Raw genomic sequence first — 12863 nt, 5'->3', positions numbered from 1 at the left:
AAATTGGCAGAATTGACAGGTTTGTACCTTTAATTTAAATGACATTATTTCATGATTATATAAAATAATCCGGTTGGCAAACTTTTGGCTATACCCTCTTTGTAATGAAAACATTAACTCAAAAAAAGGAGGTAGCTATGGTACTCAGAAAATATAACGGCATGCAGAACGACATGCCGCAGACTTTCAGTTCAATGCTAGACAGATTCTTCAACGAGTCTGTAAACTCACGAGGCTTTGCCGGATTTACGCCGCATGTGGATGCCTGCGAAACCGAGAATGGTTACGAAATTGAAGTAGCCCTGCCCGGCATTCGCAAAGAGGACATCGCCATCGATTTTCAGGAAGGCAAGCTGACCATTTCAGGTGAGCGCCGCTTCGAGAAGAAAGAGGAAGGACGCCGCTACCAGATGCTCGAAACCCAGTACGGTACATTCTCCCGCTCTTTCTACCTGCCTGACAACGTGAACCCGGATAAGATATCAGCGCAGCTCGAGGACGGTGTGCTGCGGGTGAACGTGCCGAAAGACGAGCACAAAACCATGAAGCGCCAGATCACGATCGCCGGTGGAGAGGAAGCCAGGCAGAGTAGCAAGCAAAAGCGTGTGAGTGCTTCTGAGAATGGTAAATAATGACAAGGAATTTAAATTGACAAAAAAGAGGCCACCGAAACTGGCCTCTTTTTTGTTATAGAAATGTTAAAGAATGCAAATCGCCTTGACTAGGTATACTGTCGTATAGTATATTAGCGTTAAAGGTTTGTTATATATATAATACTTAATATTAAAACCCATCAATTAGAAGGAGTTCAATACATGAAGACGAAACAGTTTATTGTTGGCCTCACACTTTCGGCGCTAATGGGCGGCGGTGTGGCAGTAGGCAGCTATAAGTTGCTGGAAAATGATAGTCCGCAGGGAGTAGAGACTCAACAGCAGTACCCGACCGTACGCTACACAAGCGACATGCGCAGCAGCAACGTGATCGTGCCGGAAGGTCTTAATTTTGTTAATGCAGCGCAAGTGACTACGCCAGCCGTTGTGCACGTTATGACGGAATACAGTGCACGTACCACACAGCGCAGCAACACCCCAATGGATCCTTTCCTGCGGGAGTTTTTCGGTGATGGCTTTGGCGAACGTGTACCGCGTGGTCCGCAGATGGGCTCTGGCTCCGGCGTTATCATCGCCTCGAACGGCTACATCGTCACCAACAACCACGTAATCGACCGCGCCGACAAAATAGAAGTGACGCTGGATGATAAACGTAAGTTTGAGGCAACATTGGTAGGCACTGACCCTACTACAGACCTTGCCTTACTGAAGATCAACGCCGACAAACTGCCGGTTATTCGCTACGGTAACTCCGACGACCTGCAGGTAGGCGAGTGGGTGCTGGCCGTGGGTAACCCCATGAACCTGACCTCTACGGTAACAGCAGGTATAGTGAGCGCCAAAGGACGTAACATCAACATTCTGCGCACCAGCGCCACTGATGACCTGAGCATCGAATCTTTTATTCAGACTGATGCTGCTGTAAACCCCGGTAACAGTGGCGGCGCCCTGGTAAACCTGAACGGTGATCTGGTAGGTATAAACACAGCGATTGCTTCGCAGACCGGCTCTTTTGCCGGATACTCTTTTGCGGTGCCTTCGGCCATTGTGAGCAAGGTGGTAGACGACCTGCTGAAATACGGAGAAGTGCAGCGTGCCTTGCTTGGGGCGACTATTCGTGAAATTGATGCGGCTCTTGCCAAAGAGAAAAGCCTTAACACCCTGAGCGGAGTATACCTGGAGGAAGTGCGTGAAGGTGGCGCTAAAGAAGCAGGTCTGCGCAATGGTGACGTGGTAACAGCTATCAACGATGTGAAAGTAGCTCGTACGTCGCAACTGCTCGAGCAGGTAGCGCGCTATCGCCCTGGCGACAAGGTGAAAGTAGAGTACCTGCGTGACGGCAAGACCCGTACAGCAAACGTAACGCTCCGTAACCTGAACAACAGCACCGAGATATCGAAGCGCAGCAATGCTAGTACCGTGACATTCGACGGCGCTTCTTTTGAGGCGGTGAGTAAGCAGGAAATGAACAAGCTAGGTATAGACGGTGGTGCCAAAATCTCCAACGTGGCCAAGAGCAAGTTCCGCGACACGGGCATGAAAGATGGCTTCATAATCACCCGAATCGATAAGTATGCGGTAAACGTGCCTTCCGATGTGGAGCGCCACCTGAAGAACTTCGAAACCGGCATCGTTTACATAGAAGGTGTATACCCTGACGGTCTGAAAGCGTACTACCCGATCGGGAAACGCTAAGATTTAACCATTCGACAAAAAAGCTTCTGCCATGCAAGGCGGGAGCTTTTTTGTTTTATTAGAAAAGAAAAAAAGGCTATCTTCATGCTGCAGAGCCTCCTGTGTACAGGAAATGCCGCTCAGTAGATGTTTAAACACCATAACCCGAGAATAACAGATAGAATTATGAAACAAGCCATAGATGAAATGCCCATGACAAAGGCTATTGCCGATGTGTTGCAGCAGCTAGGTATAAAAGAACTGAACCCGGCCTACAGCACAGGTTTGAACTGGGGCGGCGAAAACAACAAGACCATCCGCGATATTCACTCGCCTGCCGACGGTAACCTGATTGCGAGCGTAAACATGGCCACCGCCGACGACTACGAGCAAGTGGTGAAGACCGCTCAGGAAGCCTTTAAGGTATGGCGTACCGTACCGGCCCCAAAACGCGGCGATATCGTGCGGCAGATCAGCAACAAGCTGCGTGAGCACAAAGACGCGCTAGGCAAACTGGTGAGCTACGAAATGGGCAAAATCCTGCAGGAAGGCCTTGGCGAAGTGCAGGAAATGATCGACATCTGCGACTTTGCAGTAGGTCTGTCGCGCCAGTTGCACGGGTATACCATGCACTCCGAGCGTCCGCAGCACCGCATGTACGAACAGTACCATCCGCTGGGCATCGTGGGCGTGATCTCAGCCTTCAACTTCCCGGTAGCGGTTTGGAGTTGGAACGCTATGCTGGCCGCTGTTTGCGGTGACGTGACCATCTGGAAACCATCTGAAAAAACACCGCTTACAGCCGTTGCCTGTCAGCACATCATCCGCGACGTGCTCGCTGAAAACGAGCTGCCAGAAGGTATCTTTAACGTAATTATCGGAGATGCTGAGATCGGCAGCCTGATGGCGCATGACACCCGCGTACCACTAGTATCAGCTACAGGCTCTACCCGCATGGGCAAGAAAGTAGGCGAGGCAGTTGGTGCTCGTCTGGGCAAGTCTTTGCTGGAACTGGGAGGTAACAATGCCATCATCATCACCGAAAACGCAGATATCGAAATGGCGCTTCGTGCCGTAGTATTCGGTGCCGTGGGTACCTGCGGACAGCGCTGTACTTCCACCCGTCGCCTGATTGTTCACGAGAATGTTTTCGATCAGGTTCGAGACCGCCTGCTCAAGATCTACCCGAACCTGCCGATCGGTCACCCGCTGAGCGACACAACACTCGTTGGTCCGCTGATCGACAAAGATGCCGTGAAGGCTTTCCAGAACGCGTTGGAAGAAGTACAGGGCGAAGGTGGCAAGCTGTTGATCGGTGGTGAGGTGCTGGAAGGCGAACAATATGCAACCGGTACCTATGTGACGCCTGCCATCGTAGAGGCCGAGAATCATTACCACATGGTGCAGGAGGAGACATTTGCACCCATCCTATACCTGATCCGGTATAGCGGTGACGTAGAGAATGCTATCGACATCCAGAATGGGGTGAAGCAAGGGCTATCTTCTTCCATCTTCTCAACAAACCTGCTCGAGACAGAAGCCTTCCTGACCCATTGGGGTTCAGACTGCGGTATAGCCAACGTGAACATCGGTACATCTGGTGCCGAGATTGGTGGTGCCTTCGGAGGTGAGAAAGACACTGGTGGTGGCCGTGAGTCGGGTTCCGACGCCTGGAGGATTTACATGCGCCGTCAGACCAATACCATCAATTACAGCCGAGAACTGCCACTGGCGCAAGGCATCAAGTTTGATATCATGGACTAATTCTTTGCATCAGGATTTTCAGGACTCAATTTGTGCAGATTTAGAATTTGAGAACTTTGAAGAGTCGTTGTTTGAGGAAATCCTGTTCATCTTGAAATCTTATAAATTTCGATTCAGGCAAAGCCAGCTCCATCCGGGGCTGGCTTTTTTTGTGGCTATACCTGACAAATAAGTGAAGCGGTGTAATGCAGCTGTGGGCAGCGGATAATTTAAAAATATTTTGCAACTTGATGCAACCCAACGGATTTAGCTGTGTCTTTAGTGCAGATAGAATGAAGGGAGGAAAGAAATTAAGATGAAGTAAGAGAATAAGTCGACTAACAAGGTAAACGGAACGATAAACGAGGCGATTTTGGGAAAAAGCACTTTTCAGGATGTGAACGCACAAGTCGTGCAGCGCTGCAGGGAAGGGGATAACCGTGCCCAGTATGAGCTATACAAACTGTATTCCAAGGCCATGTTTAACGTGAGCATGCGCATCACCAACGACTATGCTGAGTCCGAAGACGTGCTGCAGGAAGCCTTCATCAGCGCCTTCAAAAACTTACATTCTTACAAAGCAGAAGCTTCATTCGGGAGCTGGCTCAAACGGATCGTGATCAATGCATCGGTCAACGCCGTGCGCAAGCGCCGTTCGGAACTGGTACCGCTCGAAGACCGCATCGCCGGGGACATTGCAGACGAGGACTACGACGATGATACCGAGTGGCAGGTAGAACAAGTGCGACGCGCCATACAGCGTCTGCCCGACGGCTACAGAGTGGTGCTCAGCCTATACCTGCTGGAAGGACTCGATCATGCCGAAATTGGAGAGGTGCTGGGTATAAGCGAGTCAACTTCGAAGTCGCAGTATAGCCGGGCCCGCAAGAAGCTCCTGGAGATTATGAAAGACACACATTCCATGGCCTAGCCGTGGATAATGATAAAGAAGAGAAAGATGAAAGATAGGTTAAAGGATTTTGTGAATGAAAACCGGGAAGACTTCGACGTGTTCGAGCCCAGACCGGAACTGTGGCAGGAAATCTGTTCCGAGCTGAAAGTGCAGAAAGCACAGCAAGAGAAGCCCCGCAAAGAAGCCAAGGTGATCAGCATCAACTTCGGAGAGCGCCTCAACTTCACTGCCGATTTTATGTTTATGCGCGTGGCCGCCACCATCGTACTCTTGCTGGCCTGTGGCATCACGCTCTGGACGGTGAAACAAAACAACCCGGCAGCCACCAATACCCTTGCCGCTACTACCGAAACAGGAGAACAGGCATCGGTATACCAAGTAGCGCCTGAGCTCGCGGAGGTGGAGGTATACTATACCAGCCAGATCAACAGCAAACGCGAAGAGCTAAGCGAGTACGACCTGAAAGTGCTCGGTCTGGACGAAACACGCGAGATAGACAGCGAGTTGGCCCGACTCGACAGCAGCTATACCCGACTCAAGAATCAATTACAAACTACTCCGAATACCGACCAGGTGATGGCGGCCATGATCCGAAACCTGCAGATCCGGATCGACGTGCTGAACCGTCAGCTGGAGGTGCTCAAGAAAATAGAAGCTATAAAAGAACAGGATACTACTGAACCACAGAACAATGAAACTACTACTATTTAAATCGTTGCGCTACCACATAGCCACGCTTTTGGTTATACTTCCCGCGCTGGCCTTAGCACAGCCCTATGCGCCGGAGCCTTGCCCAAGCCAAACGCTCCCTGCACCACCAACCCCTGTCGTGCAGCAGACACTACCGCCCACTCCTCCAGTTCCTCCGGCGCCTCCTGTAATTGTGGTGCCACATCAGCCGGAAGCAGAGGCCTATACCTATAAATCGGAAAAACGTAAGACCTTCGACAAGACTTACAAAGTGAGCAAGTCGGATGTGCTGAACATCGATAACAAGTTTGGTAACGTGCACGTGAACACCTGGAACCGCAGTGAAATACAGGTGAAGGTCGACATCATCAGTCGCGCCAACTCAGAGCAAGTGGCGCAGGAAATGCTGAACAAGATCAACGTAACAGATAACCGCAGTGGCAATACCATCGTTGTGAAAACCGAAATGGGATCTATGAACTCCAAGAGCGGTCATCAGAGCTTTGAGATCAACTATACAGTGAACATGCCTGCCGATAATAATCTGGTGGTGAAGAACAGCTTTGGCAACGTATATCTGCCCGACATGAAAGGCAAAGTGGACCTGCATGTGCGCTATGGTGCGTTTAAGGCAGGTAATCTGACTAACTCTTCCAACAGCATCAAAGCCTCATTCTGTAACAGTTCCTCTAACACTATCGGCTTCCTGAACAAGGGCAATGTGGAGTTAGCTTATTCTACATTAAGTCTTGGTAAAACCAATGGTGTGCACGGTTCGTCTAAATTCAGCGACTTCAAGATCGGGAATCTCTCCGAAGCCCTGGAGATTGATGTGAAATACGGCACATTCAGAGTGGATAACGTGCAGAAGAACTTCAAATCCATCAATGTAAATGGTGGCTTCACCCCAATCCAACTGAACTTCGAGAGCGATTCGGCCTTTGACTTTGATGTAAACGTTCAGTTTGCCGATTTTAAGGTGGACCGCAACCTGGTGAAGTTCACATCTCTGGAGAAAGGCCATACCTCAGCAGAGTATAAAGGCAAGTACGGCAACGCCTCATCTAAAGGCACGCTCAGCATCACTTCCAAGTACAACGATGTGAAGTTCACAAAATAGCCTATTGATTTTAAACATATTAGCCCGAATCGGGTTAAATAATAGAGTTTGTTTAAGGGAAGAGAAGCCGGCCTGGTTAGGGTCGGCTTTTTTTGTTGTAGTGTTACAGAAGCAGGAACTCAAAGCACAATGCTGGCCAGAATGTTTTATATTTGAGTATGACAAACGACAAAGAGCTTCTCAATTCATCGAAAGCCCCGGAGCCGGTGGGGTTATACCCGCATGCCCGCCGTGTGGGCAATCTTTTGTTCCTGTCTGGCGTTGGACCAAGGGAGCGTGGCACCAAAAAGATCCCAGGGGTGGAGCTGGACGAGGCAGGCAACATTGCCTCGTACGACATTGAGAAACAGTGCCGTTCTGTGTTTCAAAATGTACGCTACATACTGGAGGACGCCGGATCGAACTGGGCGAACCTGGTGGACGTAACCGTATACCTGACAAACATGAAGGACGACTTTGCTACCTACAACCGCATCTATGCTGAGTATTTCAAGGACAACCAGCCTTGCCGCACTACCGTGGAGATCAATAAACTACCAACGCCCATTGCCATTGAGTTGAAGTGCATCGCCACGATTGACTAACCTCCTATACCTGCAAACAGAACAACTATACGTGAACAGTAGAGAAGAAGAATTTAAGAAGCGGGCCGCGGCCTATGCGGAACAGGAACAGAAAGCAGCCGGCAAATCGAAGTCCGTGTCGTGGTTAAGGGTAGTGGTGTTTGTGGCAGGCGCTATTGCAGCCTGGCTCTTTTTCAGAGATGGCAATATCAGTGCAGGAATCATCAGCATTGTCGGGTTTTACATCCTTTTTATACTGGTGATGCGCTGGCACAGCCGACTCGACTACAGGTATAAGCAGCTGCAGCTACTCAGCAAACTCAATCTGCAGGAGATCGATAGGCTGCAGGGCAAGCTCCATTCCTTTGACGGAGGAAATGCCTTCAAAGACGATCATCATCCCTATACCTCCGACCTGGATATCTTCGGTCCCGATTCGCTCTTCCAGCTGATGAACCGTTCTGTAAGTAGTATCGGGAAGCTGCGGCTGGCTCAGTGGTTCCGGCAGGCCGCACCCACCCCGGAAGTATTGCGCAGACAAGAAGCGGTAGCAGAACTGGCACAGCCCGATCAGCAGGAATGGCTGCAGCAGGCCATCGTGAAACCCATGCATTACAAGCACACCGAGGCAAACACACAGGAGTTCTTTGACTGGCTACGTGCACAGGACCTGTACAAAGTGCATCCATGGCTGAAGCTACTGGTGTTTGTGTTGCCTGTTTTGACTTTGGCTGCTATTGCGGCCTGGTTCTATGGCTACTCGGGTTACATTGCCGTTGCGTTTTTGGTTATTCAGTACCTCCTGGGACTTAAGTTTCAGAAGCAACGCGATGATTACTACGAAAAGAGCATCGGCATGTACGAGGCCATGCAAAGCTATACCGACCAGCTACGGCACCTGGAGGCGCATACCTTTAAAGCACCGCTTCTGGAGGAGATCAGGACAGGACTTTATAAAGCCGACACGCCTGCCTCCACAGCCATCGGCAAAGTCGCTACCATCATCGATTATTTCTCGTGGCGACTCAGCACATTGATGAGTTTTTTCCTGAACACTATCCTGATGTGGGATTTTGTGTGGATCTACCGGATCGAGTCCTGGAAAGCAGTGCATCTGGACCAGGTAGAGAACAGCCTTGTTCTGCTTGCAGACTTCGAAGCACTCTCCAGTATGGCGGCTTACCAGTATGCCCAGCCGCATTATGCTATACCTGAGTTGAGCGCTATACCTTTCGAGTTTGATGCCGAGCAGCTGGCGCACCCGCTTATCTTTTCGGTAGAGCGCATTGCTAATGATTTTCAAATGCAGGGAGCCGGTAAAACGATTGTGGTAACGGGCTCCAATATGTCCGGTAAGACGACCTTCCTGCGCACGGTAGGTATCAACATGATACTGGCCTTTATGGGAGCAGCCGTGTGCGCCCGCCGCCTGACAGTGGCCCCGGCACAGGTATACACCGCCATGCGCACTGTCGATAACCTGGCCGAGAACACCTCTTCCTTTTACGCTGAGCTCAAGCGCCTGCGCATTTTGTTGAATATGACGGAAGGGGAGGAGCCGGTCTTCTACTTGCTAGATGAAATACTGAAAGGCACCAACTCCCGCGACCGCCACGCTGGCGCGATGGCCCTGATCCGGCAACTGCATCGCCGCAACGCTTCCGGCCTTATCTCGACGCACGACTTGGAGCTAGGCGCCATGGAGCAGGAGTTGCCGGGCAGTGTGGAGAACTTCAGCTTCAACAGCACCATCGAGGGTGACAAGATCCTCTTTGACTATACCTTGCACCGGGGCATCTGCCGAAGTTTCAACGCCAGCAAACTGATGCAGCTGATGGGTATAGAGATGGAGCGGACCGATGCGGCAGGCTAGAGTCGTGCACCTGCCGCCTGATTTTACGTTAGCATATTAAAACATATAAGAAGCAAATAAACCCATGAGAGTAGTAGCAGACATACCTAACCCGCACGTGAAGATCACGCTGCATTCCTATAACAACAAGTATATCCTGAAGCTGGAGAAAGCCAACCTGGAGCAGATTTATAAGATAGAGGAAACCGAAGTAGCTGGAGATGAGGGAGCCATGGCCTTACTGGATGAGGACTTTATCGAAGCAGTAGTCAACCGTTTTCAGGACATGCGCGATGCTTTTGTGAGCACGGTGAGGCGGAATAATTAAGGTATAGCCTGTTGGTTTTTATTTGGAATCGACTGTAATTCAGGTATATTTACTTAAACTATATTTGGAATATACCTTATACACTAGCTAACCTCATCTATCTCATGAAAAAACTTATCCTGCAAAATACCTTAGTGACCCAGTGCCTGATGTATGGCGGGTTAGCCCTGATGATGTGGCCAAATATGCTACGCTCGCTGGGCGTGATGAATTATGGGGATACTTTCAATTCCATTTTTCTTTATGCAGGCCTGACCGTTACACTTGCAGGCGTTGTCCTACGACTTTACCAGCAGCAGCAAATGGGGCAGTCAGCGCTCAGGAGCTATTTCCTCCGTTTTGCTTTCGGTATAACCATTGTCGTGATCATGATGATGACGGGTTTGGTCCGCACACCGGCTTTCCTGCAGAATCTGTTTTAAGGCTGATTAGCCTATTTTAAAGCTTATACCTCAGGTACAGACAAACAAAAAAGGCTCTGATTTCTCAGAGCCTTTTTTTTAATATAGTTGCTAAAACGGATTAACCGATCGCTACACGCTTGAACTCAGTTACAGTCAAACCTTTGCTTGTTTTCTCAAGCAGCTGAGAGATTGTAAGTGAAGAGTCTTTTACGAACTCCTGGTTCAGAAGAGTGCTCTCTTTGTAGAACTTGTTCAGTTTACCCTGCGCGATCTTCTCCAGCATTTGCTCTGGCTTGCCTTCCTGGCGCGCCTGCTCTTTGCCGATCTCGATCTCACGCTCGATTGTAGCAGCGTCAACGCCGTCTTTGTCAAGCGCGATTGGCTTCATGGCAGCGATCTGCATCGCGATGTCCTTGCCAACTTCAGTCACATCCGTACCGCTGGTGTTGTTCATACCTACTAATACACCCAACTTACCGTTAGAGTGGTTGTAAGCTACCACTTTCTCAGCCTTCACAGTTTCGTAAGAAACCACGTCGATTTTCTCACCGATTTTACCCATCAGGTCCGTGATGTGGTCCTGCAGTGAGCGACCGTCAGCCTGAGCAGCAGCCAGCAATTCTTCTTTAGAAGAAGCGTTAGTAGAAACAGCAGCCTCCAGAACAGTGTTAGCCAGGTTCTTGAAGTCTTCAACCTTAGATACTGGCTCAGTTTCGCAAGCCAATGCCACTACGCGACCAGTTGAACCGTCAGCGCTCACGTTTGTCAATACGATACCTTCAGAAGTAGCATTGTCAGCACGCTTGCTGGCAATCTTCTGGCCTTGCTTACGCAGAATATCTTTAGCAGCTTCGAAGTCACCGTTGGCTTCTGTAAGTGCTTTTTTGCAATCCATCATACCTGCACCAGTTTCCTGGCGAAGTCTGTTAACGTCTTGTGCTGTAATAGCCATCTTTTTATAATTAAGAATTAAGAATTATAAATGTTGTACTCAGTTTGAAAGGAGCATTGCAGGAAGGTATAGAACGGGAAAGTAGTGCTCTAGCCCCTTATCTTTTGTCAGAATTTCTCTTGTCAAAGAAGCGTTTCCTTCCGATTTGCCCTAAAACAAACTGAACATTGAAGCTTATGAGCCCAATGTTCAGTTTATTGATTATGCTATATGCATGCGAGATTATTGCTCGTCAGCTTCCTGCTTGGCTTTGATGCCTTCTTCTTCAGAACGCTTACGCTCAGTCTCTTCTTTGTCTACTTTGCGCTCAGACAGACCTTCTTCAATGGCCTTACCGATCACAGAAACGATAAGAGCGATAGACTTAGAAGCATCGTCGTTTGCTGGAATTGGGAAGTCAACCGTCTCTGGGTTAGAGTTTGTATCGCAAACTGCGAATACAGGCAGGTTCAACTTGTGTGCTTCCTTTACGGCAATGTGCTCACGCTTCACGTCCACGATGAACAGAGCAGCTGGCAGGCGAGACAGATCAGCGATACCGCCGAGAACACGCTCCAGTTTCTCACGCTCACGAGAAAGCATCAGACGCTCACGCTTTGCAATTGCTGCATAAGCCGTGTTGTCTTTTACCATCTTGTCGATCGTAGACATTTTCTTAAGTGACTTGCGCACAGTGGCGAAGTTCGTCAGCATACCACCCAACCAACGGTCGGTTACGTAAGGCATTTTCAGACGACGTGCTTCTTCTGCAACGATGTCCTGCGCCTGCTTTTTTGTAGCTACGAAAAGGATTTTACGACCAGACTTGGCGATGTTCTTGATAGCCGAAGAAGCTTCCTCAAGGGCAACCAGTGTCTTGTTCAGGTCAATGATGTGGATTCCGTTCTTCTCCATGAAGATGTATGGAGCCATTTTCGGATCCCACTTGCGGGTAAGGTGACCGAAGTGAACACCTGCCTCAAGTAATTCTTTATAATTAGTACTTGCCATGTTGTTGATACACCTTTAATATTAACGTTTACTGAACTGGAATGAACGACGCGCTTTGCGCTTACCGAACTTCTTACGCTCCACCATACGAGGATCTCTGGTTACGAATCCTTCTTTGCGGAGTGCAGATTTTGTCTCGGCGTTTTCTACTACCAGTGCTTTAGATATAGCAAGTCTAAGTGCTTCAGCCTGGCCGCTTACACCACCACCTTTTAGATTAGCAGTAACATCGTACTTGCCAATTAGTTCTAAGGTTTGAAACGGCTGATTCACAATAGTTTGCAGTACTTCGTCAGGGAAGTACGCCTTGATATCTTTACCGTTAATAGTGATATTCCCTTGCCCGGCCGTCATGTAGATACGAGCCACCGAGGTTTTTCTTCTACCAGATGTATTGATAACTTCCATTAATTATTAGATGTTGAGGGTTAATTCTTTAGGCTGCTGAGCTCCGAAAGGATGCTCACTTCCTGCAAAAACATGAAGATTTCTGAATAGCTCGCGGCCTAGTGGGCCCTTAGGCAACATGCCACGAACAGCGTGCTCAACGAGCAGCGTTGATGATTTAGCCTTAAGCTCACGTGGAGAAGTCTTGCGCTGACCACCTGGGTAACCAGTGTGCGACAGGTAGTACTTCTGATCCCACTTGCGACCAGTGAAACGCGTGTCATCAGCATTGATAACGATTACGTTGTCGCCGCAGTCAGCGTTTGGCGTGTACGAAGGCTTGTTCTTGCCTTTCAGGATCTTGGCGATTTCAGACGCCACGCGACCCAAGCTTCCTTGCCCTGCATCAATAATCACCCAGCCTTTGTTGGCTGTCTTCTTATTGACAGTAAGGGTCTTATAACTTAAATGATCCATTTTTGGTGGTTGTAAGCGATTTATTTAACAATTAATTTCTTCTCGAGGGTTCTTGAAAAATGGTCACAAAGATAGGAACTCTTTATTTGATATGCAATACTTGGTGTAGAAATATGCTGGAATACAGGGGGATACTGAAAAAAGAAAGGCAGCGAC

14 protein-coding genes are annotated in these 12863 nt (G+C 49.1%); 10 read left to right on the top strand and 4 right to left on the bottom strand.

What is annotated here, in order from left to right; genetic code table 11:
* Nucleotides 1-137: 137 nt before the first annotated feature.
* The 10 genes from AC4QZR_RS02340 (at nucleotide 138) to AC4QZR_RS02295 (ending at nucleotide 9919) form a co-directional block, all read left to right on the top strand.
* Nucleotides 138-632 carry an Hsp20/alpha crystallin family protein gene (locus tag AC4QZR_RS02340; RefSeq protein WP_494479485.1) on the top strand — a complete coding sequence of 165 codons (495 nt, stop codon included), beginning with the start codon at nucleotides 138-140 and terminating at the stop codon, nucleotides 630-632.
* A gap of 183 nt (nucleotides 633-815) precedes the next feature.
* Nucleotides 816-2309 (top strand): Do family serine endopeptidase, encoded by a 1494-nt coding sequence (locus tag AC4QZR_RS02335; protein WP_494479484.1) that lies wholly within the window; start codon nucleotides 816-818, stop codon nucleotides 2307-2309.
* A gap of 165 nt (nucleotides 2310-2474) precedes the next feature.
* A complete protein-coding gene (gene amaB, locus AC4QZR_RS02330; RefSeq protein ID WP_494479483.1) occupies nucleotides 2475-4052 on the top strand; it encodes an L-piperidine-6-carboxylate dehydrogenase in 1578 nt (525 codons plus the stop codon).
* A gap of 352 nt (nucleotides 4053-4404) precedes the next feature.
* The gene (locus AC4QZR_RS02325; protein WP_494479482.1) at nucleotides 4405-4962 is read left to right on the top strand and encodes an RNA polymerase sigma factor; all 558 of its coding nucleotides are present in this window, start codon (nucleotides 4405-4407) and stop codon (nucleotides 4960-4962) included.
* 27 nt (nucleotides 4963-4989) lie between these two features.
* Complete coding sequence (locus AC4QZR_RS02320; RefSeq protein WP_494479481.1) at nucleotides 4990-5655, top strand: hypothetical protein; 666 nt, start codon at nucleotides 4990-4992, stop codon at nucleotides 5653-5655.
* Complete coding sequence (locus tag AC4QZR_RS02315) at nucleotides 5636-6754, top strand: DUF4097 family beta strand repeat-containing protein (RefSeq protein ID WP_494479480.1); 1119 nt, start codon at nucleotides 5636-5638, stop codon at nucleotides 6752-6754. Before AC4QZR_RS02320 ends, AC4QZR_RS02315 begins: the two co-directional genes overlap by 20 nt.
* A 158-nt stretch (nucleotides 6755-6912) precedes the next feature.
* Nucleotides 6913-7338 (top strand): RidA family protein, encoded by a 426-nt coding sequence (locus tag AC4QZR_RS02310; protein WP_494479479.1) that lies wholly within the window; start codon nucleotides 6913-6915, stop codon nucleotides 7336-7338.
* A gap of 31 nt (nucleotides 7339-7369) precedes the next feature.
* On the top strand, nucleotides 7370-9190 hold the full coding sequence (locus tag AC4QZR_RS02305; protein WP_494479478.1) for a MutS-related protein: 1821 nt from the start codon (nucleotides 7370-7372) through the stop codon (nucleotides 9188-9190).
* A gap of 64 nt (nucleotides 9191-9254) precedes the next feature.
* Nucleotides 9255-9497 (top strand): hypothetical protein, encoded by a 243-nt coding sequence (locus tag AC4QZR_RS02300; RefSeq protein WP_494479477.1) that lies wholly within the window; start codon nucleotides 9255-9257, stop codon nucleotides 9495-9497.
* A gap of 104 nt (nucleotides 9498-9601) precedes the next feature.
* Entirely contained in the window at nucleotides 9602-9919 is a 318-nt protein-coding gene (locus AC4QZR_RS02295; RefSeq protein WP_494479476.1) for a hypothetical protein, read from the top strand.
* 100 nt (nucleotides 9920-10019) lie between these two features.
* Here AC4QZR_RS02295 and tsf read toward each other — a convergent pair whose 3' ends face one another.
* The 4 genes from tsf to rplM form a co-directional block, all read right to left on the bottom strand.
* Entirely contained in the window at nucleotides 10020-10853 is an 834-nt protein-coding gene (gene tsf, locus AC4QZR_RS02290; protein ID WP_494479475.1) for a translation elongation factor Ts, read from the bottom strand.
* Between the two features lie 222 nt (nucleotides 10854-11075).
* Complete coding sequence (gene rpsB, locus AC4QZR_RS02285; RefSeq protein ID WP_188501590.1) at nucleotides 11076-11843, bottom strand: 30S ribosomal protein S2; 768 nt, start codon at nucleotides 11841-11843, stop codon at nucleotides 11076-11078.
* 21 nt (nucleotides 11844-11864) lie between these two features.
* Nucleotides 11865-12251, bottom strand: a complete 387-nt coding sequence (rpsI, locus tag AC4QZR_RS02280; RefSeq protein WP_116541526.1) for a 30S ribosomal protein S9 — start codon at nucleotides 12249-12251, stop codon at nucleotides 11865-11867.
* A gap of 6 nt (nucleotides 12252-12257) precedes the next feature.
* Entirely contained in the window at nucleotides 12258-12707 is a 450-nt protein-coding gene (gene rplM / locus AC4QZR_RS02275; protein ID WP_494479474.1) for a 50S ribosomal protein L13, read from the bottom strand.
* Between the last annotated feature and the right edge of the window lie 156 nt (nucleotides 12708-12863).

This window comes from Pontibacter sp. YIM B11418 (genome assembly GCF_059278805.1).
The sequence above is the reverse complement of the archived record's forward strand: the minus strand, read 5'-3'. Positions and strand labels throughout refer to the sequence as shown.

Excerpts from the sequence above, each read along its gene's own strand:
- AC4QZR_RS02340 (WP_494479485.1), top strand. The coding sequence starts at position 138 with ATGGTACTCAGAAAATATAACGGCATGCAGAACGACATGCCGCAGACT.
- AC4QZR_RS02335 (WP_494479484.1), top strand. The coding sequence starts at position 816 with ATGAAGACGAAACAGTTTATTGTTGGCCTCACACTTTCGGCGCTAATG.
- amaB (WP_494479483.1), top strand. The coding sequence starts at position 2,475 with ATGAAACAAGCCATAGATGAAATGCCCATGACAAAGGCTATTGCCGAT.
- AC4QZR_RS02320 (WP_494479481.1), top strand. The coding sequence starts at position 4,990 with ATGAAAGATAGGTTAAAGGATTTTGTGAATGAAAACCGGGAAGACTTC.
- AC4QZR_RS02315 (WP_494479480.1), top strand. The coding sequence starts at position 5,636 with ATGAAACTACTACTATTTAAATCGTTGCGCTACCACATAGCCACGCTT.
- AC4QZR_RS02310 (WP_494479479.1), top strand. The coding sequence starts at position 6,913 with ATGACAAACGACAAAGAGCTTCTCAATTCATCGAAAGCCCCGGAGCCG.
- AC4QZR_RS02300 (WP_494479477.1), top strand. The coding sequence starts at position 9,255 with ATGAGAGTAGTAGCAGACATACCTAACCCGCACGTGAAGATCACGCTG.
- AC4QZR_RS02295 (WP_494479476.1), top strand. The coding sequence starts at position 9,602 with ATGAAAAAACTTATCCTGCAAAATACCTTAGTGACCCAGTGCCTGATG.
- tsf (WP_494479475.1), bottom strand. The coding sequence starts at position 10,853 with ATGGCTATTACAGCACAAGACGTTAACAGACTTCGCCAGGAAACTGGT.
- rpsB (WP_188501590.1), bottom strand. The coding sequence starts at position 11,843 with ATGGCAAGTACTAATTATAAAGAATTACTTGAGGCAGGTGTTCACTTC.
- rpsI (WP_116541526.1), bottom strand. The coding sequence starts at position 12,251 with ATGGAAGTTATCAATACATCTGGTAGAAGAAAAACCTCGGTGGCTCGT.
- rplM (WP_494479474.1), bottom strand. The coding sequence starts at position 12,707 with ATGGATCATTTAAGTTATAAGACCCTTACTGTCAATAAGAAGACAGCC.